At 65.7% G+C, this 25,186-nt stretch carries 20 protein-coding genes and 1 tRNA gene; 2 read left to right on the forward strand and 19 right to left on the reverse strand.

Annotation, left to right across the window (positions count from 1 at the left end):
- Positions 1 to 2: 2 nt before the first annotated feature.
- The 8 genes from tssE to cfaB all read right to left on the reverse strand — a co-directional run bounded on the left by tssE (position 3) and on the right by cfaB (position 9,728).
- Entirely contained in the window at positions 3 to 410 is a 408-nt protein-coding gene (tssE, locus tag U8L64_RS13650) for a type VI secretion system baseplate subunit TssE (RefSeq protein ID WP_003303358.1), read from the reverse strand.
- 4 nt (positions 411 to 414) lie between these two features.
- Positions 415 to 1,893 (reverse strand): type VI secretion system contractile sheath large subunit, encoded by a 1,479-nt coding sequence (gene tssC, locus U8L64_RS13655; RefSeq protein ID WP_333398067.1) that lies wholly within the window; start codon positions 1,891 to 1,893, stop codon positions 415 to 417.
- 26 nt (positions 1,894 to 1,919) lie between these two features.
- Entirely contained in the window at positions 1,920 to 2,426 is a 507-nt protein-coding gene (gene tssB / locus U8L64_RS13660) for a type VI secretion system contractile sheath small subunit (RefSeq protein ID WP_008567243.1), read from the reverse strand.
- A gap of 16 nt (positions 2,427 to 2,442) precedes the next feature.
- Positions 2,443 to 4,002 carry a type VI secretion system protein TssA gene (tssA, locus tag U8L64_RS13665; RefSeq protein ID WP_333398068.1) on the reverse strand — a complete coding sequence of 520 codons (1,560 nt, stop codon included), beginning with the start codon at positions 4,000 to 4,002 and terminating at the stop codon, positions 2,443 to 2,445.
- 357 nt (positions 4,003 to 4,359) lie between these two features.
- Positions 4,360 to 5,262, reverse strand: coding sequence for a D-hexose-6-phosphate mutarotase (locus U8L64_RS13670; RefSeq protein WP_333398069.1), 903 nt, complete (start codon positions 5,260 to 5,262; stop codon positions 4,360 to 4,362).
- Positions 5,263 to 5,309: 47 nt separating this feature from the next.
- Positions 5,310 to 6,671 carry a sigma-54-dependent transcriptional regulator gene (locus U8L64_RS13675; RefSeq protein ID WP_077682843.1) on the reverse strand — a complete coding sequence of 454 codons (1,362 nt, stop codon included), beginning with the start codon at positions 6,669 to 6,671 and terminating at the stop codon, positions 5,310 to 5,312.
- 32 nt (positions 6,672 to 6,703) lie between these two features.
- Positions 6,704 to 8,467, reverse strand: a complete 1,764-nt coding sequence (locus tag U8L64_RS13680) for a sensor histidine kinase (protein WP_333398070.1) — start codon at positions 8,465 to 8,467, stop codon at positions 6,704 to 6,706.
- Between the two features lie 79 nt (positions 8,468 to 8,546).
- The gene (gene cfaB, locus U8L64_RS13685) at positions 8,547 to 9,728 is read right to left on the reverse strand and encodes a C17 cyclopropane fatty acid synthase CfaB (protein WP_156715953.1); all 1,182 of its coding nucleotides are present in this window, start codon (positions 9,726 to 9,728) and stop codon (positions 8,547 to 8,549) included.
- A gap of 130 nt (positions 9,729 to 9,858) precedes the next feature.
- Between cfaB and U8L64_RS13690 the strand changes: the two genes are divergently transcribed.
- Both U8L64_RS13690 and U8L64_RS13695 read left to right on the forward strand, forming a co-directional pair.
- A complete protein-coding gene (locus U8L64_RS13690) occupies positions 9,859 to 10,233 on the forward strand; it encodes a DsrE family protein (RefSeq protein WP_333398071.1) in 375 nt (124 codons plus the stop codon).
- Complete coding sequence (locus U8L64_RS13695) at positions 10,230 to 10,694, forward strand: glycine cleavage system protein H (RefSeq protein ID WP_043298713.1); 465 nt, start codon at positions 10,230 to 10,232, stop codon at positions 10,692 to 10,694. The genes U8L64_RS13690 and U8L64_RS13695 overlap by 4 nt, the downstream gene beginning before the upstream one ends.
- 27 nt (positions 10,695 to 10,721) lie before the next feature.
- On the opposite strand, the gene U8L64_RS13700 is transcribed toward U8L64_RS13695, so the two are convergent.
- The 11 genes from U8L64_RS13700 to uvrD all read right to left on the reverse strand — a co-directional run bounded on the left by U8L64_RS13700 (position 10,722) and on the right by uvrD (position 24,958).
- Positions 10,722 to 11,039, reverse strand: a complete 318-nt coding sequence (locus U8L64_RS13700; RefSeq protein WP_043298714.1) for a hypothetical protein — start codon at positions 11,037 to 11,039, stop codon at positions 10,722 to 10,724.
- Between the two features lie 139 nt (positions 11,040 to 11,178).
- A tRNA-Sec gene (locus tag U8L64_RS13705) sits at positions 11,179 to 11,274 on the reverse strand.
- 46 nt (positions 11,275 to 11,320) lie between these two features.
- The gene (gene selB / locus U8L64_RS13710; protein ID WP_333398072.1) at positions 11,321 to 13,237 is read right to left on the reverse strand and encodes a selenocysteine-specific translation elongation factor; all 1,917 of its coding nucleotides are present in this window, start codon (positions 13,235 to 13,237) and stop codon (positions 11,321 to 11,323) included.
- Complete coding sequence (gene selA / locus U8L64_RS13715; RefSeq protein ID WP_333398073.1) at positions 13,234 to 14,643, reverse strand: L-seryl-tRNA(Sec) selenium transferase; 1,410 nt, start codon at positions 14,641 to 14,643, stop codon at positions 13,234 to 13,236. The genes selB and selA overlap by 4 nt, the downstream gene beginning before the upstream one ends.
- Complete coding sequence (fdhE, locus tag U8L64_RS13720) at positions 14,640 to 15,557, reverse strand: formate dehydrogenase accessory protein FdhE (protein WP_333398074.1); 918 nt, start codon at positions 15,555 to 15,557, stop codon at positions 14,640 to 14,642. Before fdhE ends, selA begins: the two co-directional genes overlap by 4 nt.
- Before the next feature lie 121 nt (positions 15,558 to 15,678).
- A complete protein-coding gene (locus U8L64_RS13725) occupies positions 15,679 to 16,299 on the reverse strand; it encodes a formate dehydrogenase subunit gamma (RefSeq protein WP_008567270.1) in 621 nt (206 codons plus the stop codon).
- Positions 16,300 to 16,362: 63 nt separating this feature from the next.
- Positions 16,363 to 17,298 (reverse strand): formate dehydrogenase subunit beta, encoded by a 936-nt coding sequence (gene fdxH / locus U8L64_RS13730; protein ID WP_054094137.1) that lies wholly within the window; start codon positions 17,296 to 17,298, stop codon positions 16,363 to 16,365.
- Complete coding sequence (gene fdnG, locus U8L64_RS13735) at positions 17,298 to 20,372, reverse strand: formate dehydrogenase-N subunit alpha (protein WP_333398075.1); 3,075 nt, start codon at positions 20,370 to 20,372, stop codon at positions 17,298 to 17,300. Before fdnG ends, fdxH begins: the two co-directional genes overlap by 1 nt.
- A 270-nt stretch (positions 20,373 to 20,642) precedes the next feature.
- On the reverse strand, positions 20,643 to 21,485 hold the full coding sequence (locus U8L64_RS13740; protein WP_333398076.1) for a Tim44 domain-containing protein: 843 nt from the start codon (positions 21,483 to 21,485) through the stop codon (positions 20,643 to 20,645).
- A gap of 150 nt (positions 21,486 to 21,635) precedes the next feature.
- A complete protein-coding gene (locus U8L64_RS13745) occupies positions 21,636 to 22,730 on the reverse strand; it encodes a TRAP transporter substrate-binding protein (protein WP_333398077.1) in 1,095 nt (364 codons plus the stop codon).
- 38 nt (positions 22,731 to 22,768) lie between these two features.
- Positions 22,769 to 24,958, reverse strand: a complete 2,190-nt coding sequence (uvrD, locus tag U8L64_RS13750) for a DNA helicase II (RefSeq protein WP_333398078.1) — start codon at positions 24,956 to 24,958, stop codon at positions 22,769 to 22,771.
- Between the last annotated feature and the right edge of the window lie 228 nt (positions 24,959 to 25,186).

Below are 25,186 nucleotides of genomic sequence, written 5' to 3' on the forward strand. Positions count from 1 at the left end.
CCTTACTGGACCTTGACCTGTCCGCTGCCATCCAGGCTGGCGGAGAAGCTGACCTGGCGCTTGAGGCCATCCACTTCCAGCAGGCCTTCGATGGTGAAGGCGAGGGTCAGTGGGTCGTGGGTGCGCGGCAGCGACAGTACGCGCACCTGGGTCAACCTGGGTTCGTACGCTTCGATGAAGCGCTCGATGGCGATACGCGCCTGCTGCAGCGAGTCGTGCAGCGACAGGCGCATATCGTTGAGATCGGGCAACCCGTAGTCGGGCAGCGTCTGCACGCTGCCCGCTCGGGTGCTGAGCATCTTGGCCAGATGGGCAGCCACCGAGGCCATTGCCGCGACCTCGCGGCTCCAGCCGGAACGTCGCGCGGCGTCACCGCCGAGGCGTTCGAAGAGGCTGCCGTATCCGTTCAAGTGCTTATTCCTTGTCCAGCTTGCCAACCAGCGACAGGGTGAAATCCGCGCCCATGTACTTGAAGTGCGGACGCACGCTGAGGCTGACGCGATACCAGCCCGGTTCGCCCTCGACGTCGCTGACGTTGACTTGGGCGGCGCGCAGCGGACGACGGCTGCGTACTTCGGAGCTCGGATTCTCCTGGTCGGCGACGAACTGGCGGATCCACTTGTTCAGTTCCAGTTCGAGGTCGGTGCGCTCCTTCCATGCACCGATCTGCTCGCGCTGCAGCACCTTCAGGTAGTGCGCCAGGCGGTTGACGATGAACAGGTAGGGCAGCTGGGTGCCGAGCTTGTAGTTCAGTTCGGCGGTCTTGCCTTCCTCGCTGTTGCCGAAGAACTTCGGCTTCTGCGCCGAGTTGGCGGAGAAGAAGGCGGCGTTGTCGCTGCCCTTGCGCATGGTCAGGGCGATAAAGCCTTCCTCGGCCAGCTCGTACTCGCGACGGTCGGAAACCAGCACCTCGGTCGGGATCTTGGTTTCGATCTCACCCATGCTCTCGAAGTGGTGCAGTGGCAGATCCTCGACCGCGCCACCGCTCTGCGGGCCGATGATGTTCGGGCACCAGCGGAACTTGGCGAAGCTGTCGGTCAGGCGGCTGGCGAAGGCGTAGGCGGTGTTGCCCCACAGGTAGTGCTCGTGGCTGCCGGCGACGTTTTCCTTGTAGACGAAGCTCTTCACCGGGTTGTCTTCCGGATCGTAGGGGTTGCGCAGCAGGAAGCGCGGAACGGTCAGGCCGACGTAGCGGGCATCTTCCTGCTCGCGGAAGCTCTGCCACTTGGTGAACTGCGGGCCCTCGAAGTGATCCTTGAGATCCTTCAGGTCCGGCAGACCGGTGAAGCTTTCCAGACCGAAGAATTTCGGGCCGGCAGCGGCGATGAAGGGCGCGTGGGACATGCTGGCGACGCTGGCGACGTACTGCATGGTCTTCACATCGGGCGCGCTGGGGTCGAAGAAGTAGTTGGCGATCAGCGCACCGACCGGCTGGCCGCCGAACTGGCCGTATTCGGCGGTATAGATGTGCTTGTACAGGCCGGACTGGACGATCTCCGGGCTGTCCTCGAAGTCATCGAGCAGGTCCTGCTTGGAGGCGTTGAGCAGCTCGAGCTTGATGTTCTCGCGGAAGTTGGTGCGATCCACCAGCAGTTTCAGGCCGCGCCAGGAGGACTCCAGGGCCTGGAACTGCGGGTGGTGCAGGATCTCGTCCATCTGCTGGCTGAGCTTGGCGTCGATCTCCGCAATCATGCGGTCGACCATGGCCTTCTTCACCGGCTCGTTTTCGTTCTGCGGCTTGAGCAGTTCTTCGATGAAGGCCGAGACGCCGCGCTTGGCGATGTCGTAGGCCTCGTCGTCCGGGGTCAGACGGGTTTCGGCGATGATGCGGTCGAGGATGCCGCCTTCGGCGAGGGGGTTGCCGTGCTCGACGGCGGCTGCGCTAGTGGTCATGTAGATGTGCTTCCTTGTCGGTGATATCAGGCGTCCAGCTTCTCTTTGGCCGCCAGGCCCAGCTCGCCGAGTACGCGGTCACGCGAGTCGTCATCGGCGAGTACGCTTTCGATGGCCTTGCGGAAGGCCGGAGCGTTGCCCAGCGGGCCTTTCAAGGCGACCAGAGCGTCGCGCAGCTCCATCAGTTTCTTCAGCTCCGGAACCTGCTCGACCAGATTGGCCGGGTTGAAGTCCTTCATCGAATTGATGCGCAGCTGTACGGCCAGCTCGTCATCGGTCTGCTCGTCCTGCAGACGGTTCGGCACGCCGAAGGTCAGGTTCAGCTCCTGCTTGGCCAGGACCTCGTCGAAGCTGTTCTTGTCGATGGCGATGGGCTTGCGGTCCTCGATCTTGCGGTCGTCGGCGCGCTGGGTGAAATCGCCCAGCACCATCAGCTTGAGGGGCAGCTCGACCTCTTCCTGAGCGTTGCCGGTGGCCGGCTTGAACGTGACGTTGATGCGTTCCTTGGGTGCAACCGAGCCTTCTTTGGCCATGGTGTTCTCCTTTGCGTTAATCCAGCACCACTTCGAGATCGAGGTGGCACAGCCTGCGGTAAATCTCATCCTTGCTTTCACGCACGGCGTGGTTCTGCGGCAGCAGCTCGCAACAGCTGTGCAGCAGGCGCAGTACCTCGAGGGCGAGATCGGGTTCCCAGCTGCCCAGGCCGCTGGCCTCGAGCTGCTGGTCGAGTGCTTCGAGCTGGGTTTTGGCCAGCTCGTATTTCTTGGCCTGGTAGCACAGGCGGGCGAGGCTCAATTGCCAGAAGAAGCGCTCACGACCGCCACGGGCGCGAGCCAGGCCCTGTTTAAGCTGCTGTACGGCAGGCTTGAGGCCTTCCTTGCGCAACAGCGGCAGCGCTTCCTGCAACGCCAGCTCCCAGCTCGGCTGCACGCTGCCAGTAGCAGGCGGCTCTTCCTGTCTCGCGGCGGCAGGCTGCACATGGGGCATGACCTGCCCGCTGATCCAGGCGCGGGTTTCGGCGTCGGCGAACGGGGTGCCGTCGTGAAAGCGCAGCTCCTCCAGGCGCGGCAGGCGCTGCAGGAACAGCGCGAGCTGAATCTCCACCTCGCGCATGGCCTGTTCGGCTGCCAGCTCCTGCAGGCACTCCCAGGCCAAGCGCTGACCGTCCAGCCAGAACGGCGCGCGCGCGGTGCTGTTTTCCAGGTCCACCAGCAGGTCGGCGTACTGCCCCTGAGCGAAGCGTTCGCGGTAGCTGGCCAGCTTGTCGGCGGGTACGCCACGTAGCGCGGTGATCTGCTCGCTGTTGTGCTCGGGCAGGCTGTCGATGCTCAGCCAGAGCAGGGTTCGCGCCAGGCGCAAGGGGCGCAGATCGCTGGTGCGTTGCTTGAGCCACCAGGCGGTCAATGGGCGCGCCTGCTCCTGCAGGTTGCGCAGGGCCTTGAGCGCTTCCTTGTCGTTCTCGATCGGTGAGCCGGGGGCGAAGACCTGGCTGGCGACCTGCTTCACCTGGGCGATGGCTGCGCCGACTGTCCCGGGCTGCGGTTGCCCCGAGCTGGCGCGCTTGACCATGCCGTCGAGCTGGCGGCAAAGCGGCAGCAGCAGCGGTGCGTCTTCGCCGAGATGGTCGGACAGGCATTGCTCCAGCGCATGCAGTTGCTCGGCGAGGCTGCGAAACAGCGGCAGCTGTTCGCCGACCGGCACGTCTTCGGAAAAGGTCTGTTCAAGGCGCGGCAGCAGCCAGTTGATCGCGGCGGCGCGGGTGCGTGGCTTGCGTGGGTGCAGCTCGTCCCAGTGATTGCTGCACAGGTAGTGCAGCAGGCTCAGGCCAGCCTGCAGCCCAGCGAAGGATTCGCGTTGGAACAGGCTCCAGGTCAGCCAGGCGGCGGCGCGCAGGTCCTTGGACAGGGAAGCGAGAAGCACTTCGCTGCCTTCGCGGACCTTCTGCCAGTCGATACCGGTGGTCTGGTGCAGTGCTCCGGCCTTGGCCAGTTCGGCTTCCAACGACTCGAACTCGCTGCTGTAACGAATATCGTCACCGGCGAAATTGCTGTCATTGACCGGCTTTCTGGCGAGTTCCAGATAATGCTGGCTAAGTGCGCTGGAATGCATGGGGTCTTCCGTGACGCTCAAGTTCTATCCGTGAACTTCTGGAGTGCACCTTATATATGTTCAGGAACACTCCGCGAGTAGGCTGCGCAAATTCTTGCGCACTTCACGTTGCGCAATTAGTTGCGCAGCGGCCTCATGGGGTGGGCATCCTAGGCGTATGAAAGGGGCCATTCAAGGCGAGAAGTGTGACCCGACTAACATTGGAAAAGATTGATCGGGGTGCGATGGAACTAATTGGAAAGCAGGTTCCGATTGTTTGGTTCCGTGTAACTTTGAATGTGCGAGATATGCTCGTTACATATGGCCGATCACTTACAAGTAAACGGCCACTACATCACGGAATGCCGGCGAAGTTTGTTATAGCGCGTCGTTGTGCGAATGGATTTCCACCGACATCGCTTGCTGTTCGCCAGGCTGCAGTTCGAACGCATCGCCGAGGACGTTCGCCGTTTCGATGCACAGCATGCGCTGCCAGGCGTCATCGGCGAAGCTCGACAGACGCCGCGCCTTGTCGATCCACGGATTCCACAGCACCGCTGACGATGAGCCGCTGCTGCTGAGCAGAATGCGGCGGTTCCAGCCGTGATCGATCACGCTGAGGCTCGCCGGCAGGTCGAGGTAGATGCGGTCGGTTTCCCCGCAAAAGCGCAGGCTGCCCTGCTGCCGACGTGTCTCCCAATCCGCCAGGGTTTCCACATAGGGCCGACCGTCGAGGCCTTCGACCTCGACCTGACGGATGTCGCTGACGGCGAAGTAGCTGTGCAGTGCCTGACTGATGGCAACCGGCCGGTCGCCGCGGTTGTGGCTGGTTAGCGTCAGCCGCAACCGATCGGCGAGGCGAATCTGCAGCGTCAGCTCGACGGCATGGGGCCAGCCCGGCAGTCGCTCCTGCGCCTGCGCGCAACGGAACTCGAGTAGCGCAACATCGCCCTCGCAACGTTGCTCGGCCAGTTGCCACGGCAGCGCGCGTACCAGCCCGTGGAAGGGGGCGGGCTGCTCGCTCTGGTAAGTCGCCTGTACCGCCGGCGGATTACGCGCCAGATCGCCGAACCACGGCCAGCAGATCGGCACGCCGCCGCGCACCGACTGGCCCTGCTTGAACTCCGCCTGTTCGCTGAGCCAGATCAGCGGCGCCGCGTCGCTCTGGCGATAGCTGAGCACCTGCGCGCCCTGCTCGGCGACCAGCAGCTCGGCGTCGCCGCGGCGGATGCGCCAGCAAACCAGTTGATCCATGTCGATGCGTTGGATGTCGATGGGCATGTGCGTTCTCGGAAATCGGTTGGTTGAGCGAGGCTGTGACCACGTGGTCACGAGGGGATTCCGCTGCTGCGGTCGTCGCTACCAGCCGGCAGGTAGTCGCTGCGGCTGAGGCCGTGGCGCTGCATCTTCTCGTTGAGCGTGCGGCGCGGCAGCTGGAGCACGGCCATGACCTCGGCGATGTTGCCTTTGCAGTGCTGCAGGGCATTGTGCAGGCATTGCGCCTCGTAGGCTTCCATCTGCTCGGCGAGCGACTGGCCGCCACGGCTGGCCGGCGCCGGTGCGCTGAGGCCGAGCGCGTGGCGTTCGGCGGCGTTGATCAGTTCGCGCACGTTGCCGGGCCAGTCGTGGGCCAGCAGGCGTGCGAGTTCGCCGGGCGATACCGCCGGCGCGGTGCGGCCGTGGCGTTCGGCGGCCTGGTGGGCGAAGTGCTCGAACAGCAGCGGGATGTCCTCGCGGCGCTCGCGCAGCGGCGGGATGTGCAATTCGGCGACGTTCAGGCGGTACAGCAGGTCTTCGCGGAAACGTCCGCCGCGCACTTCGTCCAGCAGGTCCGGCTTGGCGGCGCTGATCACCCGCAGGTCGACCTCGATGCTGCGGTTGGAGCCCAGGCGTTCCAGGGTCTTTTCCTGCAGCACGCGCAGCAGCTTGACCTGCTGCGCCAGGGGCATGCTCTCTATCTCGTCGAGGAACAGGGTGCCGCCGGCGGCATGTTCGATGCGGCCGATGCGCCTGCCCTGCGCGCCGGTGAAGGCGCCGCTCTCGTGGCCGAACAGTTCGCTCTCGAAGATGGTCTCCGGGATCGCCGCGCAGTTCAGGGCGACGAACGGGCCGCTGGCGCGCGGGCTGAAGTCGTGCAGGCAGCGCGCCACCTGCTCCTTGCCGCTGCCGGTGTCGCCGCGGATCAGCACGTTGACATCGGTGCCGGCCAGCTCCAGCACCTGGCGGCGCAGGTTTTCCATCGCGCGGGAGACACCCAGCAGTTGCGATTCGATGCGTCCCCGGCGGTTGAACTGTTCGCGCAGCTGGCGGTTCTCGCAGACCAGCCGGCGCTTCTCCTGCGCGCGTCGCACGCTGTCGAGCAGGCGCTCGGGGGTGAAGGGCTTCTCGATGAAGTCGTAGGCGCCCTGACGCAGTGCCTGCACTGCCATCGGCACGTCGCCGTGGCCGGTGACCATGATCACCGGCAAGTCGGGGTCCAGTTCGACCAGCTGTTCGAGCAGGCCGAGGCCGTCGAGATCCGGCATGCGCACGTCGCTGATCAGCACGCCGGGAAAGTCGCGGTCGATGACGGCCAGGGCCTCGCGCGCGCGGGCGAAGGTACGCACCTCGAAGCCGGACAGTTCCAGCCACTGCTGCACGGCCTGGCGAATTGCCGCTTCGTCGTCGATGAAGACCACCTGTGCGCCCATGCTTCTTTCCTCGTCTGCCCAGCCGCGGCAGTTTACGCGGTCGCGCCGGCCTCGGCAGCCGGCAGGGTCAGGGTAAAGACGGCGCCGTGCTCGTCGTTGTGCGCCGCGAGGGTGCCGCCGAAGTCACGTACGATGGCATAGGAGACAGCCAGCCCGAGGCCAAGCCCCTGGCCCACCGGTTTGGTGGTGAAGAACGGCTCGAATACCTGCTCCAGATGCTCGCCGCCGATGCCGCCGCCATTGTCGGCGACGCAAAGCTGCCAGCTGTCGCCGCGGCGCTGGCAGTCGATGCGCAGACGCGGCTGTGGCTGTCCGCTCATGGCGTCCAGGGCGTTGTTCAGCAGGTTGATCAGCACCTGTTCGAGGCGGATGGCGTCGCCCTCGATCCACGCCTCGGACGGAATCTGCCGTTGCACCTCGACCTGCTCGCTACGAATGCGCGGCGCCAACAGTTGCAGCGCCTGTTCCAGCACCTCGGCCAGACGCAGGCGCTGGCGTAGTCCGGCCGGGCTCTTGCGGGCGAAGGTCTTCAGATGGCCGGTCAGCGCGGCCATGCGTTCGAGCAGCCCTTCGACATGGCCGAGGCCTTGGCGCACGTCGGCATCGCGGCCGCTGTCGAGCAGCAGGCGCAGGCTGGCCAGCTGCATGCGCAGCGCAGTCAGCGGCTGATTGATCTCGTGCGCCAGCGCGGCGGACATCTGCCCCAGCGCCGCCATGCGCGCGGCATGCACCAGTTCGTCCTGGGCGGTGTGCAGCTCGCGGGTGCGCTCGGCCACCAGGCGCTCCAGCTCGTTGCGGCTGCGCTGTTCGACGCGCCGCGTCTTGCGCCGCTGGGCGAGGTAGAGCAGCAGGAAGGCCAGGGTCATCCACACGCCGGCGGCGGCCAGACGATAGCTGCGCGCGCTGGCGATCGCCGATTGCGGTTCCAGCAGCAGATGCAGCGTCCAGTTCTCCTGCGGCAGTTGCAGGCGTTGCCAGAGGTAATCCTGGCGGCCGTCCGGCCCTTCGACCCGGCGCCGGTCGCCATGCGCGTCGATGCGCTCGAGCTGTTCGCTGTAGAGCGGCCGCAGCGTCTGCTCGGCATAGCGGCGTGCCGCCACCAGGCGACTGCGCACCGCGTCGCTGAGCGGGCGCAGGTGGCTGAAGCGCCACGCCGGGCGGTTGCTGAGGATGACGATGTCCAGCGAGTCGGCGACCAGCAGGATGCCCGGCTGCCCGACCCACTCGCGCTGCATGTCCTCGAGTTCCAGCTTGACCACCAGCACGCCGAGTACCTCGCCGGCGGCGTTCTTCACCGCGCTGGAGAGAAAGTAGCCGGGGATGCCGGTGGTGACGCCGACCGCGAAATAGCGGCCGCTGCCGCGCTGCAAGGCGTCGCTGAAGTAGGGGCGAAACGCATAGTTGTTGCCGACGAAGCTGCTCCATTCACGCCAGTTGCTGGCCGCAAGGGTGTCGCCGTTGCGATCGAGCAGATAAAGCACCGAGGAGCCGGCGGCCTGGTTCTGCTGTTCGAGGCGTCGGTTAAGCTGCTTGCGCAGGTGCTGATCGTCGGGTGCCGCCAGCAGCGCCTGGATATCGCTGTCCAGCGCCAGCAGCGCCGGCACCGAGCGGAAACGTTCGACCTGGGTGTGGATGGCCTGGGCATACAGCTCCAGCTGGCCGCGTGCCTCCTGGCTGCGTTCGAGCAAGGCGCGCTGCTCGGCCAGGCGCCCCGCCCAGTGCATGCTGAGCAGCAGGCCGAGAACAATCAGCGCAACGATGAGGATGACGCGCAGATGGCGGAATGGGCTGAACATGGACGCTCGCTCGGGATATCGGGCGATAGTAGAGCAAATGTCGGCGACGCAGGTCCGGCCCGTTCCGTCGAATGATCGCTCAGCGATACAGGTCGGCGCGGCTCCAGGGCAGCTCGTGCGAACCATCCGCATGCGGCTTGCTGGCGAGGATCTGATGCAGGTTGATCCAGTTGTGCCGGAAGCCATAGGCGCAACCGGCCAGATACAGCCGCCAAATACGCAGCGCGCGCTCGGGAATCAGTTGCCGCGCCTGCTCCAGGTTGGCCTCCAGGCGTGCACTCCAGAATTCCAGCGTGCGTGCGTAGTGCAGGCGCAGGCTTTCCACATCGACGATTTCCAGCCCCGCCTCGCTGATGCAGCCACTGATATTTACCAGGTGCGGCAGCTCGCCGTGCGGGAAGACGTAGCGGTCGATGAACTCGCCGGCGCCGTGGCCCACCGGCCGGCCATCGGTGTGGTGGGCGGTGATCCCGTGATTCATCACCAGCCCGCCCGGGCGGACGGCATCGAACAGGCGCTGGCAGTACAGTGGCAGGTTGACGAGGCCGACGTGCTCGAACATGCCGACGCTGACCACCTTGTCGAAACGCCCATCACGGGGCAGGTCGCGATAGTCCATCAGCTCCAGCGTCACCTGCCCGGCCAGCCCCTCGGCGTCTACCCGCTCGCGGGCGAGCTCCAGCTGCTGCTGGCTGAGCGTGATGCCAAGTACCTGAACGCCGAACTCGCGGGCGGCATAGCGCGCCAGCCCGCCCCAGCCGCAGCCGACATCCAGCAGCTGTTCGCCGGGCTTGAGCCGCAGCTTGCGGCACAGATGGCGCAGCTTGGCCTGCTGCGCCTGTTCGAGATCCTCGTCGCCGGTTTCGAAATAGGCGCAGGAGTAGACCATGTCGCGGTCCAGCCAGAGCTGGTAGAACGCGTTGGACAGGTCGTAGTGATAGGAAATGGCCTCGGCGTCGGTGGCCTTGTCGTGGGCCTCGCGCGTCGGCAGCGGCAGAGTGTCCTCGCCCAGCACGCGGGTGATGGTGTCGCCGATGCGGATCACCTCATCGACCGGACCTTGCAGATCGATCAGGCCCTCAACATAGGCGGTACCGAGCAGATCGAGACTCGGCCGCGCCAGTTGCGCCACCAGTTGCGGATCGCGGATCACCAGGGTGACGGACGGGGACGGTCCGATATCGATGTCGCTGCCGTCCCACAGGCGCAGGCGCAACGGCAGCTGAAGGTCTTTCAGGGTCGGAAGCAATGAAGCGAGCATGCCGGGATCTCCTTTTCATCACCGAACAATCGTAGTCCAACAAGTTGAAACTATAGGTCAGGGTCGTGATAGTTTCCGTCTATGTGTCGGGCGGCGATCCAGCCTCAATGTCCGGACGTGGAGCAGTGACATGCACGCATCTGCAAATCAGCGGGTCCTGGTCCTGGTCGCCAGCGGCCCGAGCACGCCGGCGCGCTGTGCCGCGCCGTTCCATATCGCCACGCTGCTGGCTTGCATGGATGCCGAGGTGACGCTCTACCTCACGGGCGAAGGAACGCAGCTGGCCCGCCGCGACGTGGCCGAGTCGCTGCGCGCGGTGGCCGATGGCGAGCCACTGCTGCACTTCATCCGCAACGCTCGGCTGGCCGGTGCGCGGCTGCTGATGTGCCGTCAGCCCGGCGTCGACCTGACCGGTATCGCGCTGATCGACGAGCTGGACGAGATCTCCAGCGGCGGCGAGCTGGCGCAGATGATCCTTGAATACGAAAGAGTCCTGACCCTATGAATCTGCATGGCCTGGAGTTTCCCGACACCCTGCGTTACGCCCCCGAGCACAGCCTGTGGCTGCGCGAGGAAGACGACGGCAGCGTGACGCTCGGCCTCACGGCATACGGCTGTGCGCTCTACGGACAGATCTTCGCCTTCACCCCCAAGCGCGTTGGCATGCGCATCGAGCGCGACCGTGGTTTCGGCGTAGTGGAATTCGCCAAGGCCGCCGCCTCGGCACGCAGCCCGCTGACCGGCGAGCTGCTCGCCGTGAACGAAGCGCTGCGCGAACGGCCCAGCCTGATCAACCGGGACTGCTATGGCGAAGGCTGGATGGCGCGCCTGCAGCCGCTGGACTGGCCGGCGATACGCGACCAGTTTCCGCAAGGCGAGACGGCGCTGGCTGCCATCGCCGAGCGTATGCGCCTGGACAATTTCGACCCGGCCAACGTCCACGTACAGGCGTTGCAGTGGAAGTGAAATCAGCGCGGGTGGCGGCTGCCCGTGTCAGGCTTCGTCTGGTTCTGAGCAGTGGCGAACCCTGAGGCTGTTCTGCTGGATCGAGTGATCGAGCTGCCTGATGCAGATATCGATCGCCAGATCCCGTGTGCGTGTGTTCGCCCATTCCTGCCCGGCCAGCATCTCGATGAGGTCCTGATGGCCGTTCTCGTTGACCAGCATGCCGTGCCGAACGGTGAGGGTGCGGCCCTGCAGACTCAGCTGCACCGGATCCCGGCCCGTCAGCGACGCCCCGGCTGCCAGCAGGCAATCGATATGATCGCGCAGCGCATGCAGCGTGCGGCGCTCGTCGGGTGGGTTGCTCACCGCGACTCTCCTGTCCCTGGAAAGATAAAAAGACGATTGTGATGAATTTCGCATTCGCCTGCGATGGCGTTTTGACATCCCAGGTGCGGCAAACTGCCGCATATGTGCTTGGCTAGGCGGAATTGGCGGGGCAGGACAATGGCGGAAGGCAGTGGGAGTCGAACCCACCCGGGAACGGCTGCCGCCCCCAACCGGGTTTGAAGCCCGGCCGCAGCACCGGCTGCGATTGCCTTCCTTGAGAAGGGTCATGCTGACCGATAGGTCAGCGAACGGCTGCCAGACTACCCGAGCGGTGCGTCTGTCGCCAAGGCGTTATCGTGGCGGATCTTGCGTTCGTTGCCGAAGCGGCGGGTGAAGCCGATGCGGTCGAAGTGTTCGAGCAGCTGGATGCTGCGTTTGCGTCCGAGTTGGATCTGGTCGCGGAAGGCGGCGGCGCGGATCACGCCGCTTTGTGCTTCGAGCTGCAAGGCGTGCCCGGCGAGCTGGCGGATGGTGAGCTCGGGGTAGAACAGGTCCTTGACCACCTGCTGCAGCAGGCCCAGGCGGGCGAGCTTGCGCAGCAGCTGGCGCGTTTGCATTTCTTCGGCGCCAAGCGTGCTGGCGAGGTCGCGGACCCAGGGCGGGTCGAACCGGCCGGCTTCCAGCAGCGGCCAGAGTCGCGCCTTCAGCGCTTCTTCCTGTGCCGTCAAGCGGACCTGGTGGTCGGGGCGATGCAGCCAGGGGCCGCTGCTGGCGATCTCGCCAGCGGCCAGGGCCTGCTCGAGCAGGGCGATGAATACCGGTCGCTCCAGCTGCGGCAGCGCGAAACGGCGCAGGCGGTCGCGGTCCGGTCCGAGCTCGTCGGGTTGCTCCTCGTGAAAGCGCTGCAGGGCGGCGAGCAGCTGCGTGCCGAGGGTTTGCCAGCGTTGTTGATCGAACAGTCGCGGCCCCTGGCGCGTGGCGATCTGCACCGCGCTGGCCGGCAGCTGCCAGCCGTCGCGTGGGCGGTTGAACTGACGCTCCAGAGCCTGCGGTTCGAGGCCGTTGTGCGCTTCGGCCAGCAGGCCGGGCAGCGCCTGTTCCAGCGAGGCGGCATCGAGTGCGCGCAGTTGCGCCAGACGTGCCTCGCGCCGGCGGTTGCGTGGCGGCGCGAACGGGTCGAGCACCCGGCCGCCGCCGAGGGTGCGCTGGGCGGACTGGTCACGCAGCACGATGCGGTCGCCGTGCACGGCATGGATCGGTGCGTTGAGCAGCAGCTGGGCGAACATCCATGCGCCGGGCGCAAGGCTTTCGCCTTCGAGCAGGGCGATGCGTGCGGTGACGTCCTGCGCGCCGAGGTGGGCATGCACCGGGGTCCAGTGCTTGAGTTCGTGGGTCTCGCCGGGCAGCAGCTGGAACTGGATATCGATGCGCTGGGTCGGCGCATGCAGCAGCGGTTGCAGCAGCCAGTCGCCGCGATGTATCTGTTCGACCGCCAGCCGCTCGCCGGCCAGGTTCAGGGCCACGCGCTGGCCGGCGTGGGCCTGCCCGGCTTCGCGGTTTTGCGCATGCAGGCCGCGCACGCGCACGCTGCGGCCGCTCGGGCTGAGTTGCAGTTCATCGCCGACCTGCACGCGCCCGGCGAAGGCGGTGCCGGTGACCACTACGCCGGTGCCGCTGACGCTGAAGGCGCGATCGATGGCGAGACGGAAATGTCCGTCGGTGCCACGCGCCTCGGCGCGGGCGGCCTCAGCGACCAGCGCCTGGCGCAGGGCGTCGACCCCATCGCCACTGACGCTGGAAACTGGGAAGACCGGCGCGCCAGCCAGCGGCCCGCTGGCCAGCAGGTCATCGATCTGCCGGCGTACCGTGGCGATGCGTTCGGGCTCGACACGGTCGATCTTGGTCAGCGCGACCAGCGCGCGACGAATGCCGAGCAGTTCGACGATGGCCAGGTGCTCGCGGGTCTGCGGCATCACGCCGTCATCGGCGGCGACCACCAGCAGCAGGCAGTCGACGCCGCTGGCGCCGGCGAGCATGTTGTGGATGAAGCGCTCGTGGCCGGGTACGTCGATGAAGCCGGTCAGCGTGCCTTCACCGAGGTCGGCATAGGCATAGCCGAGGTCGATGGTGATGCCGCGCTCGCGTTCCTCACGGCGGCGGTCGCCCTGCTGGCCGGTCAGGGCCTTGAGCAGCGCGGTCTTGCCATGGTCGATATGGCCGGCGGTACCGACGATCAAATCGCCAGCTCCTCTTGCAGGTGCGCCAGTTGCTGGAGAAACGCCGGCTCGTCGTCGAGCTGGCGCAGGTCGAGCCAGAGCGCGTCGTCGTCGATGCGCCCGAGCACCGGAATCGGCAGGCAGCGCAGGGCCTCTTCCAGCTGGCGCAGGCTGCGGCCGCGCAGGCGCTTGGGTTGCTGCGGGCGGATGCACAGTGCGGCGCTGGGCAGGCGTGCCACCGGCTGGGCGCCGCTGCCGATCATGCCGAGCGCGTCAGTTACCGCGACCTGCCAGGTTTCGCCGAGCACGGCGGCCAGCGCCGGGGCGATGCGTTCGGCCTGGACGCGAATCTCGGCCTGCGGTCGGCTGAGCAGGCGCAGGCTGGTGAGGCGCTCGGCCAGGCGGTCGGGGTCGCGATAGAGGTTGAGCACCGCTTCCAGCGCGGCGAGGGTCAGCTTGTCGACGCGCAGGGCGCGCTTGAGCGGGTTTTTCTTGATCTTCGCGATCAGCGCCTTGCTGCCGACAATCAGCCCGGCCTGCGGGCCGCCGAGCAGCTTGTCGCCGCTGAAGGTAACGATGTCGGCACCGTCGCGCAGCGCTTCCTGCACCGTTGGTTCTTTCGGCAGGCCCCAGCGCGAGAGGTCGACCAGGCTGCCGCTGCCCAGGTCTTCCAGTAGCGGCAGATCGTGAGCGTGGGCGATGTCGGCCAGCGCGCGGGTGGCGACGCTGGCGGTGAAGCCCTGCACGCTGTAGTTGCTGGTGTGCACGCGCATCAGCAGGCCCGAGCGCGGGGTGATCGCCGCTTCGTAATCCTTGGCGTGGGTGCGGTTGGTGGTGCCGACTTCGACCAGCTTCACGCCGGCGCGCGCCATGATGTCGGGGATGCGGAAGGCGCCGCCGATCTCGATCAGCTCGCCGCGGGAGATGATGCCTTCCTTGCGCGCGCCCAGGCTGTTGAGCGCCAGCAGCACGGCGGCGGCGTTGTTGTTGACTACGGTGACGGCCTCGGCGCCGGTCAGCTCGCGGATCAAGCCTTCGATCAGGTCATCGCGATCACCGCGCTTGCCGGTCGACAGGTCAAATTCCAGGTTGAGCGGATAGGCCGCGGCGAGGGTGATCGCCTCGATGGCCTCGTCCGGTAGCAGCGCGCGGCCGAGGTTGGTGTGCAGTACGGTGCCGGTGAGGTTGAACACGCGGCGCACGCGGCTGCGGTGCTGGCTGGCCAGGCGTTCACCGGCGCGCCCGGCGAGCACTGCCTCGGACAGCTCCAGCGCGGCGAGCTGGCCGTTGCGGGCCGGCTCGCGCAGCTCGTCGAGCAGGTCGCGCAGGGTGTTGAGCAGCGCCTGACGGCCATAGCGCTGCTGCAGCGGCTGGCAGGCCGGAGCGCGCAGCAGCCGGTCGACCGAAGGCAGGTGCGCGCTGCTCATCCTTCGCCGCCCGGCGCCAGCAGCAGGTTGGGCGCCATGCGCTGGAAGCCCTGCTCGGCCAGCAACATGTCGAGATCCAGCGTGGCGAGATCGGCCGACAGCGTCTCGGCATCCGCCGCCAGCTCCAGATAGAGCTGTTTCAGATAGCCGTGGCAGGACGGGCAGACCTCGGCCTTGACGCCGTGCGGCGAACCCTCGAAATGCAGGTAGTCGAGCTTCTTGGTGCTGCGGCAGTGGCTGCACTTCAGGCGCACATAGTGCCACTCGCTGGAGCACAGCGAGCAGACCAGGTAGCGCAGGCCGTTGAGCTGGCCACGGTGGCGGATCACGCCGGCCATCGGCAGTGCGCCACAGCAGGGGCAATGCGTCTGATCTTCGCGCTCGCGCACGGCGGTCGAATCGAGCGACAGCGCCTGATGAGTCCAGGCGACTTGCAGCGCGGCACCGAGGAACGGCACCAGCGCCGCCGGCAGGCTGTCGTACTGGCCGCTGATCAGCGCCACGGCCCAGGCCTTGCGTTGGCCGGCATCTGCATCGCGAAGCTGTTCCAGGGCGGCGACAACCGCTGGGTTGTCCGGCGTGCCGAACGCATCGAGCCAGGCGTCGAGCATCGCAAGCCAGCCATCCTCGCGGACCAGCGTGTCGGCTGCCAGCGGCGGCAGGCCGTGCGTCAGGCATTCACGGGTGCGGTGGGCGTCCAGCGCCGGCAGTGTGGGGGGGTTATCGAGCACCTGCTGCTGCGCGCGGCAGACCCCGGCCAGCAGTCGCAGGTAATCGCCCAGCGGATGGTCGACGGCAAGTTTGTCCAGGCGCTCGGCGCGCAGGATGAACAGCTCGCGCGGCGGCAGGTTGAGGAAAGGGGGTTTGCTGGCAGCGGCTTCGATCTGCCCGGGTTCGAGAATGGTGCCTGCCACGCAGGACTCCTTTTCTTATGGCGTTGCGGGACAGCATAGCCCGTGGGGGTTGCTGCATGCGTAAAGCGCACGGCGGCCGCCGACGGTATTCGCCGGCGGCCGCAGCGATGCGGCGCGGGGCTTACTTGCGCTCGTTGATCTCGCGGTACCAGGCCCGATGGTGCTTGCGCGCCCAGGCACGGCTGACCGTGCCGTAGAGCATGGCGCCCATCGAACCCTTCAGCCAGATCGCGGCGTAGATGTGCACGATGATGCTGACGATCAGCACGAACGCGGCCGCGGCGTGCAGCAGGCTCGCCCAGCGCAGCGTGACGATGCCGAACGCGCCGGCGAAGTACTCCCGCCAGATGACGATGCCGCTGAGCAGCAGCACCAGCATGCAGACGATCAGCGTCCAGAACAGCAGCTTCTGCCCGGCGTTGTAGCGCCCCACTTCCGGCAACCGGTCTTCGCGGTTGTTCACCACGTCGCCGATCTGCCGCAGCCACTGGCGATCGCGCGGCTCGATGCGGTTATGCCCGGCAAAGCGCAGCGCCAGCACCAGGAACAGCACGAACATCGCCACGCCGATGAACGGATGCAGGATGCGCGTCCAGGTGCCGCCGCCGAACAGCCCGGAAAGGCCGAACAGCGCCGGATGGAACAGCGCCAGCCCCGACAGTGCGGCGAGCACGAAGAGGATGGCGACGGCCCAGTGATTGGATCGCTGGGACGGTGTGTAGCGTTCGATTTGGTTATTCATAGCTGGCTCCTTGAGCATTCGGCAGCCCCGGGAAAGACGGCCCTGCGTACAGGGCCGCATTCGTCAGGGACGAGGCTCCTTCGGATCGACCACATGCACCGTCGGATCGACCTTGTGCACGACCGGTTCGCTGAGTTCGCCCTCGGACTCCTCCTCGACGCGCACCGGACCGACACGCGTGTAATGGAAGAACCCGGCCAGCACCGCCGCGCCCATGCCGAGCAGGGCCAGCGGCTTGGTGATGCCTTTCCACAGGCTGACCAGCGGACTGATGGTCGGCTCGTTGGGCAGGGCGCTGTACAGGGACGGCTGGTCGGCGTGGTGCAGGACGTACATCACGTGCGTACCGCCCACGCCGTCCGGGTCGTACAGGCCGGCCTTGTCGAAGCCACGCTCCTTCAGGTCGGCGATTCGTCCGGCGGCATGTTCCTTCATATCCTCCTTGCTGCCGAAGACGATGGCGCCGGTTGGACAGGTCTTCACGCAGGCCGGCTCCAGGCCGACCGAAACGCGGTCGGAGCACAGCGTGCACTTGTAGGCCTTCTTGTCCTTCTCGGAGATGCGCGGAATGTTGAACGGACAGCCGGTGATGCAGTAGCCGCAGCCGATGCACTTGTCCTGGTTGAAGTCGACGATGCCGTTGGCGTACTGCACGATCGCGCCGGGACTCGGGCATGCCTTGAGGCAGCCCGGCTCGGCACAATGCATGCAGCCGTCCTTGCGGATCAGCCATTCGAGGTTGCCGCTGTCCGGGTTCTCGTACTCGGCGAACTTCATCACCGTCCACGACTCGGCGGTGAGGTCGATCGGGTTATCGTAGGTTCCCGGGCTGGTGCCAACCTCGTCACGCAGGTCGTTCCATTCCGAACAGGCGACCTGGCAGGCCTTGCAGCCGATGCACTTGGAGGTGTCGATCAGCTTCGCCACTTCGCCGATCTCGCGGATCGACGGCCGCTCGGTGGTCGTGGCGGAGCGGGCAATCACGTCTTGAGTAGCCATCATGCCTTCTCCACGTTGACCAGGAACGACTTGAACTCCGGCGTCTGGGTGTTCGCGTCACCGACGAACGGCGTGAGCGTATTGGTCAGGTAGCCGTTGCGCGCCAGCCCGGCGAAGCCCCAGTGCAGCGGGATGCCGATCTGGTGCACGGTCTTGCCGTCCACGGTCAGCGGCTTGATGCGCTTGGTCACCACGGCAACCGCCTTGATGTAGCCGCGGTTGGACGACACCTTAACCCGCTCGCCGGCGACAATGCCCAGTTCCTTGGCCAGCACTTCGCCGATCTCGACGAACTGCTCGGGCTGGGTGATCGCATTGAGTCGGCAATGCTTGGTCCAGAAGTGGAAGTGCTCGGTCAGACGATAGGTGGTCGCCGCATAGGGGAATTCCTCCGCGGTGCCGAACAGCTCCATGTCGTTCTTGAACACCCGCGCGGCCGGGTTGCTGATGGCCTGCGCATTGTCCGGGTGCATGGGGTTGCGCCCGATCGGTGTTTCGAATGGCTCGTAGTGCTCGGGGAAGGGCCCCTCGTTCATCTTGTCCACGGCGAACAGTCGTGCCACGCCTTCCGGGTTCATGATGAACGGGTTCATGCCGGCTTCCGGCGGCGAGTCGACCTTGAAGTCCGGCACGTCGGTGCCGCCCCAGCTCTTGCCGTTCCACCACACCAGGCGCTTCTTCTCCGGATCCCACGGCTTGCCGGAGACGTCGGCCGAGGCGCGGTTGTAGAGGATGCGCCGGTTGGCCGGCCACGCCCAGGCCCAGCCGAGAGTCTGGCCCATGCCATACGGGTCGGCGTTATCGCGTCGGGCCATCTGGTTACCAGCCTGGGTCCAGGCGCCGCACCAGATCCAGCAGCCGCTGGCGGTCGTGCCGTCGGCACGCAGCTGACCGAAGCCGGCCAGTTGTTCGCCGGCCTTGGCCAGCACCGCGCCCGTGGCCGGATCGGTCACGTCGGCCAGCGCCTTGCCGCTGAACTCGCGGGCGATTTCCTCGCTGCTCGGCTCGTCGGGGCGCAGATAGGGCCAGTCGATGTTGAGCAGCGGCTCGGCGTAGGCGCCGCCTTCCTTGCGATACATCTCGCGCAGGCGATGGAACAGGCCGCCCATGATCATCACGTCGGTTCTGGCCTGTGCCGGCGGCTCGGCCGCTTTCCAGTGCCATTGCAGCCAGCGCCCGCTGTTGACCAGCGAACCGTCTTCCTCGGCGAAGCAGCTGGTTGGCAGACGGAACACCGTGGTCTGGATGCTGGCGGTGTCGACGTCGTTGAACTCGCCGGCGTTGCGCCAGAATTCGCTGGTCTCGGTGACCAGCGGATCCATGATCACGAGGAACTTCAGCTTGGCCAGCGCCGCGCTGACCTTCGCCTTGTTGGGGAACGAGGCGATCGGGTTGAAGCCCTGACAGAAGTAACCGTTGACCTGACCCTGGTACATCATGTCGAAGTACTTGAGGACGTCGTAGCCGGGAATATCCAGCTTCGGCAGCCAGTCGTAGCCCCAGTTGTTCTCGGCCGTGGCGTTGTCGCCATACCAGGACTTCATCAGGCTGACGTGGAACTTCTCGTAGTTCTGCCAGTACGACAGTTGCCCGGGACGGATCGGCTTGGCGGTGCGCTTGGTGATGTACGCCGCGTAGTCCTGTTCCGCGTCCTGGGGCAGGGTGAGGTAGCCCGGCAGCAGGTTGGACAGCAGGCCGAGGTCGGTCAGGCCCTGGATATTGGAGTGACCGCGCAGAGCGTTCATGCCGCCACCGGGCATACCGATGTTGCCCAGCAGCAACTGCACCATCGCACCGGTACGGATCATCTGCGAGCCGACCGAGTGCTGGGTCCAGCCCAGGGCGTACATGATGGTCATCGCCTTGCCGGGTGCGGACGTCTCGGCAATGGTTTCCCAGACCTTCAGCATCTTGTCCTGCGGTGTGCCGCAGATGTTGCTGACCACGTCCGGTGTATAGCGGCTGTAGTGCTGCTTGAGCAGCTGGAAGACGCAACGCGGATGCTGCAGCGTCGGATCGACCTTGGCGAATCCCTGCTCGTCCAGCTCGTAGCCCCAGGAGGATTTGTCCGGGTAGCTGCGCTTGTCGGCGTCATAGCCGTTGAACAGGCCGTTCTCGAAGCCGAAGCCTTCCTTCACGATGAACGAGACATCCGTGTAGTTGCGCACGTACTCGTGCTGGATCTTGTCGTTCTCCAGCAGGTAGTTGATCAGGCCGCCGAGGAAGGCGATGTCGGTCCCGGTACGGATCGGCGCATAGAAGTCGGCCACCGAGGCCGAACGGGTGAAGCGCGGATCGACCACGACCAGCCGTGCCTTGTTGTGGGCCTTGGCTTCGGTCACCCATTTGAACCCGCACGGATGCGCTTCGGCGGCATTGCCGCCCATGATCAGCACCAGGTCCGCATTCTTGATATCGGACCAGTGGTTGGTCATGGCGCCACGGCCAAACGTCGGGGCAAGACTTGCCACCGTCGGGCCGTGTCAGACACGTGCTTGGTTGTCGAATGCCAGAATGCCGAGTGAGCGAACCACCTTGTGGGTGATGTAGCCGGCCTCGTTGGACGATGCCGAGGCGGCGAGAAATCCTGTGGTCAGCCAGCGATTGACGGTCTGGCCTTTGTCGTTGCGTTCGACGAAGTTGGCGTCGCGATCTTCTTTGACCAGCTTGGCGATGCGGTCGAGGGCTTCGTCCCACTCGATGCGCTTCCACTCGTTGCTGCCGGCCTCGCGTACTTCCGGGTACTGCAGGCGGTTCGGGCTGTGGACAAAGTCCAGCAGGCCGGCGCCTTTCGGGCAGAGCGTGCCGCGGTTGACCGGATGGTCGGCGTCGCCTTCGATGTGGATGATGTTCTGGGAGACGTTCTTGCCGCCACTGCCCTGGCTGTACATGATCAGGCCGCAGCCGACCGAGCAGTAAGGACAGGTGTTACGGGTTTCCCGCGTGTTGGTCAGCTTGAAATGCCGAATCGACTCGGCGTAAGCCGTGGGCGGCGCCATCCCCAACGCCGCCATGCTCGACGCCCCAAGGCCTACACCGCAGACCTTGAAGAACTGTCGACGATTCATATCCATCGTGGTTCTCCTTCTTTCAGGCTCGTGCGCCAGTACGTCGCTGACGCCTGCTGGCAGTGTAGCCAAGACTGGACGGATTGAAGAATTAATTAGACTTTTTGGCGATGAATGAACCTAAATTCCCTTTTATTAAGAAATAAAAAAAGGTTCTTTACAGCATCGGCAACACTGAACCTGACGTTGGTTATTGCACCGCATGCTGTTCACTGTTAACCGCGACAGCGCCCAAAAAAAACCCGGGACAAGCCCGGGTTTTTGTCGTCATACGCTTCAGGCGTTCTGGCGGATACCAGCCACCAGCCAGGGCTGGTTTTCACCCTGGGCACGTTCCATGCGCCAGCTTTCGCTGAACGCTTCGCCCTGGTCGAAACGCGAGGTCTTGGCGACGCCGCTGAAGGTCAGCGTGGCGACCGTCTTCTCGGCGTTGTCGTCGACGCCCTCGAGCTGGATTTGCAGATCGTCGATATAGGTCGACTGATAGGCATCACCGATCTCGGCGCGCTCCTGCTTGAGGAAGCCCAGCAGCTGCGGGGTGACGAACTCGGCGATCTTGTCCATCTCGTTGGCGTCCCAGTGCTGCTGCAGCGCCAGGAAGTGCTCACGCGCGGCACCGACGAAGTTCTGCTCGTTGAACCAGGCCGGCGCGTTGATCACCGGCGCGGTAGCGACCGGGGCGGCGCTGCCACCGAAGATGGAGGTCGCCGGCTGCTGCGGCATTTCACGCTGCATCGGTGCGTATCCGGCCATGGCTGGCTGCTGCTGGCGACGACGGGCGGCGAGGAAGCGGAACAGCAGGAAGGCAATCGCGCCGAAGATCAGGATATCCATGAACTGGATGCCCTCGAAGCCGTCGCCCATGAACATCGAGGCGAGCAGACCGCCGGCGGCGAGACCGGCCAGCGGGCCGAGCCAGCGCGAAGCACCGCTGGGTGCCGCGGCGGTCTTGCCGGCCTGGGTCGGCGCCGCCTGGGTCTGCTGGGGCGCCTGGCGCGTCTGGTGGCTGGGCGCCGAGCCGAAGCTCTTGCCGCCGCCGAAGCGCTTGGCCGCCGTGGCGTCGAGCGCGAAGGTCAGGCTGATACACAGCGCCATGAAAATGCTAAGCACACGTTGCATTGAGTGTTCCCGCTATGAAATGAGGAGGTACGCGCGCCATCCTGCCGAGCCGGGCAGGTGTTGGCGAGGGGCAGAATGTTACCGGCTTTTGCGTGCGGCGGTTGGTCGCGCCGTGCCGCGCCGCAGGTGCGCCCGGCCGGCGGGGCTGGCTCAGCGCCAGTCGTAGAGTTCCTTTTCGGAAATCGCGTGCATCGCTTCGGCCTGCGCCTGGAAGGCTTTCATCGAGGCCCAGATGCGGCCGTTCAGCTCGCTCTGCGCCGCCAACTCGCCGAGCACCTGCTCGGACTCGTTGCGCATGGCTTGCAGCACCTCGTCCGGGAAGCGCTTGAGCACCACGCCCTGCTGTTTAAGCTGATCGAGCGCCAGAGCGTTGTGATAGGTGTAGTCGTCGAGCATGTCGCGGCTGGCGGCACGGGTCGCTTCGGTAAGGATCGCCTGCAGGTCCGCTGGCAGCTCGTCGAAGGCCTTCTGGTTGACCAGCAGCTCCAGCACCGCCTGCGGCTCCTGCCAGCCGGGGTAATAGTAGTAGCGCGCCGCCTTGTGCAGGCCGAAGGCCAGGTCGTTGTAGGGGCTGACCCAGTCGGTGGCGTCGATCGCGCCGGTCTGCAGCGCGGTGAACACCTCGCCGCCGGGCAGGTTGACGCTGGTCGCGCCGAGGCGCGTGAGGACTTCGCCACCGAGGCCCGGCATGCGGATCTTCAGGCCGCGCAGGTCGTCCAACGCGTTGATTTCCTTGTTGAACCAGCCGCCCATCTGCATGCCGCTGTTGCCGACCACCATCGGCAGCACCCCGAACGGTGCATAGGCTTCTTCCCAGAGTGCCTGACCACCACCCTTGCTGAGCCAGGCGTTCATTTCGATGGCGGAAAGACCGAACGGCACCGAAGTGAAGAACTGCGCAGTCGGCACCTTGCCCTTCCAGTAGTAGGAGGCGCCGTGTCCTAGCGCGGCAGTGCCCCGGGAGACGGCGTCGAAGACCTCAAGCGCGGGCACCAGCTCGCCGGCGGCATAGACCTTGATGGTCAGGCGGCCGCCGCTCATGGTGGTGACGCGTTCGGCCAGGCGTTCGGCCGAGGTGCCCAGGCCCGGGTAGTTCTTCGGCCAGGCGGTGACCATCTTCCACTGATAGGTCTTGGCCGGTTCGCTGGCGGACTGGCCCGTGGCCGGCGCCTGCTCGTCCTTGCAGCCGGTGAGGAGCAGGCCGGCGAGCAGGGCGGCGGCACCGAACAGATGGCGGCGTTTCATGGGAAATGAAGGTCCTTGGTTCTTGTGGAAATCTTGACTCAGAGCGCTTCGAGCTTGGCGTAGCTGAGCATCAGCCACTTGCTGCCTTCATCCTCGAAATTCACCTGCACCCGTGCCTGGGCGCCGGAGCCTTCGAAGTTGAGGATGGTGCCCTCGCCGAACAGCGCATGGCGCACGCGCTGGCCGAGGTTGAACGGGGTGTCCGGCACGCCGGCACCGTCGAACAGCGAGCCGCCGCCCATGTTCTTGCCGCTGAACGAGCGCGTCACCGTGTTGCTCAGCCGCACTTCCTGAATCAGCGCCGGCGGGATCTCGCGGACGAAGCGCGAGACCTTGTTGTAGGTCTCGCTGCCGTACAGCCGGCGCGTTTCGGCGTAGGTGATCACCAGCTGCTGCATGGCGCGGGTGATGCCGACGTAGGCCAGGCGGCGTTCCTCTTCCAGGCGGCCGGACTCCTCCAGGCTCATCTTGTGCGGGAACAGGCCTTCTTCCATGCCGACCAGGAACACCAATGGAAACTCCAGACCCTTGGCGCTGTGCAGCGTCATCAGCTGCACGCTGTCCTCGTGGTCGCCGGCCTGCTGCTCGCCGGCCTCCAGCGAGGCGTGGTCGAGAAAGGCTGCCAGCGGTGACTGGACGTCGTCGTCCTCTTCGCTGTAGTTATCGAAAGCGCGCGCGGCGGAGACCAGTTCCTCGAGGTTCTCCACCCGCGCCTGGGCCTTCTCGCCCTTCTCGTCGCGGTGGTAGGCGAGCAGGCCAGACTGTTCGATGACCAGCTGCGCCATGCTGTGCAGCTGCATGCCCTCGACCTTCAGCGCGAGGGTGTCGATCAGTTCGACGAAGCCGTTCAGCGCGCTGGCGGCGCGGCCGGAGACGAGCTTGGTGCCGACCGCCTGGTGCAGCGCCGCCCACAGCGAGATCTCCTCCTGACGCGCCAGTTGGCGCAGGGACTCGACGGTCTTCTCGCCGATGCCGCGCGCCGGCAGGTTGATAACCCGTTCCAGCGCCGCGTCGTTGTGACGGGTCTGGATCAGGCGCAGGTAGGCCATGGCGTTCTTGATCTCGGCGCGCTCGAAGAAGCGCTGGCCGCCGTAGATGCGGTAGGGAATCTTCTCGCGCAGCAGCGCCTCTTCCAGCACCCGTGACTGGGCGTTGGAACGGTAGAGGATGGCGATTTCGCTGCGACTCAGACCGTCGCGGATGGCCTTCTCGATGCTCTCGACCACGTAGCGCGCTTCGTCGTGCTCGTTGAACGCGGCATACAGGCTGATCGGCTCGCCTTCGCAGCCGGAAGTCCACAACTCCTTGCCCAGGCGGCCCTGGTTGTTGGCGATCAGCGCGTTGGCGGCCTTGAGGATGCAGGCGGTGGAGCGGTAGTTCTGCTCCAGACGGATGGTCTCGGCGTCGGGAAAATCCTGGCTGAACTGCTGCAGGTTCTCGATCCGCGCGCCGCGCCAGCCGTAGATCGACTGATCGTCGTCGCCGACCACCATCAGGCTCTCGCCGCCCTTGGCGAGCAGGCGCAGCCAGGCGTACTGCACGGCGTTGGTGTCCTGGAATTCGTCCACCAGCACGTGGCGGAAGCGCCGCTGGTAGTGTTCCAGCAGGCCCGGATGGTTGCGCCACAGGTCCAGCGCGCGCAGCAGCAGCTCGGAGAAGTCGATCACCCCGGCGCGCGCGCAGGCCTGCTCGTAGGCCTCGTAGATCTTCAGCTGGGTGGCGAGGAACAGGTCGCCGCCGGCCTGGATGTTCTGCGGGCGCAGGCCTTCGTCCTTCTGCGCGTTGATCCACCACTGCGCCTGGCGCGCCGGCCAGCGCTGCTCGTCGAGGCCGAGCTCGCGGATTACCCGCTTGACCAGCCGTTGCTGGTCGTCGGAATCGAGAATCTGGAAGTTCTGGTCCAGCTTCGCTTCCTGCCAGTGGGCGCGCAGCAGGCGGTGCGCGAGGCCGTGGAAGGTGCCGACCCACAGGCCCTGCGGGTTCACATGCAGCAGCTGCTCGATGCGCTGACGCATCTCCGCGGCGGCCTTGTTGGTGAAGGTCACCGAGAGGATCGAGTGCAGCGAGGCGCGTTCGACCTGGTGCAGCCAGGCGATGCGGTGCACCAGCACGCGGGTCTTGCCCGAGCCGGCGCCGGCCAACACCAATTGACGCCCCAGCGGCGCGGCCACGGCCTGGCGCTGGGCATCGTTGAGGGAGTTCAGGAGGAGAGAGAGATCGTCATGCATCGCGGCATTCTATGGGAAATGCCCGCGCTGCGCTCGCCCGGCGGTCCTGGCCGGCAGTCGGGCGTCGAGCGGAGGTCCGGCTTCGCGCTATTGGCTGATTGACAGCATTGCCGTCGGTCAGCCAGCTTTCCGGTTGTCACAAATTTGCCAATTCGGATAGGTCTTAACGATGGCAACATGCCATTATCGGTCGCTTCCAACCGCCGTCGACCACCTCGGGGATCATTA

Source organism: Pseudomonas sp. FIP_A4 (genome assembly GCF_036701605.1).
Taxonomy (GTDB): domain Bacteria; phylum Pseudomonadota; class Gammaproteobacteria; order Pseudomonadales; family Pseudomonadaceae; genus Stutzerimonas; species Stutzerimonas phenolilytica.

Bases quoted from the DNA above. Each gene is read 5' to 3' on its own strand.
- tssC (WP_333398067.1), bottom strand. From the start codon at position 1,893: ATGACCACTAGCGCAGCCGCCGTCGAGCACGGCAACCCCCTCGCCGAA.
- tssB (WP_008567243.1), bottom strand. From the start codon at position 2,426: ATGGCCAAAGAAGGCTCGGTTGCACCCAAGGAACGCATCAACGTCACG.
- tssA (WP_333398068.1), bottom strand. From the start codon at position 4,002: ATGCATTCCAGCGCACTTAGCCAGCATTATCTGGAACTCGCCAGAAAG.
- U8L64_RS13670 (WP_333398069.1), bottom strand. From the start codon at position 5,262: ATGCCCATCGACATCCAACGCATCGACATGGATCAACTGGTTTGCTGG.
- U8L64_RS13675 (WP_077682843.1), bottom strand. From the start codon at position 6,671: ATGGGCGCACAGGTGGTCTTCATCGACGACGAAGCGGCAATTCGCCAG.
- U8L64_RS13680 (WP_333398070.1), bottom strand. From the start codon at position 8,467: ATGTTCAGCCCATTCCGCCATCTGCGCGTCATCCTCATCGTTGCGCTG.
- cfaB (WP_156715953.1), bottom strand. From the start codon at position 9,728: ATGCTCGCTTCATTGCTTCCGACCCTGAAAGACCTTCAGCTGCCGTTG.
- U8L64_RS13690 (WP_333398071.1), top strand. From the start codon at position 9,859: ATGCACGCATCTGCAAATCAGCGGGTCCTGGTCCTGGTCGCCAGCGGC.
- U8L64_RS13695 (WP_043298713.1), top strand. From the start codon at position 10,230: ATGAATCTGCATGGCCTGGAGTTTCCCGACACCCTGCGTTACGCCCCC.
- selA (WP_333398073.1), bottom strand. From the start codon at position 14,643: ATGAGCAGCGCGCACCTGCCTTCGGTCGACCGGCTGCTGCGCGCTCCG.
- U8L64_RS13725 (WP_008567270.1), bottom strand. From the start codon at position 16,299: ATGAATAACCAAATCGAACGCTACACACCGTCCCAGCGATCCAATCAC.
- fdxH (WP_054094137.1), bottom strand. From the start codon at position 17,298: ATGGCTACTCAAGACGTGATTGCCCGCTCCGCCACGACCACCGAGCGG.
- U8L64_RS13740 (WP_333398076.1), bottom strand. From the start codon at position 21,485: ATGCAACGTGTGCTTAGCATTTTCATGGCGCTGTGTATCAGCCTGACC.
- U8L64_RS13745 (WP_333398077.1), bottom strand. From the start codon at position 22,730: ATGAAACGCCGCCATCTGTTCGGTGCCGCCGCCCTGCTCGCCGGCCTG.
- uvrD (WP_333398078.1), bottom strand. From the start codon at position 24,958: ATGCATGACGATCTCTCTCTCCTCCTGAACTCCCTCAACGATGCCCAG.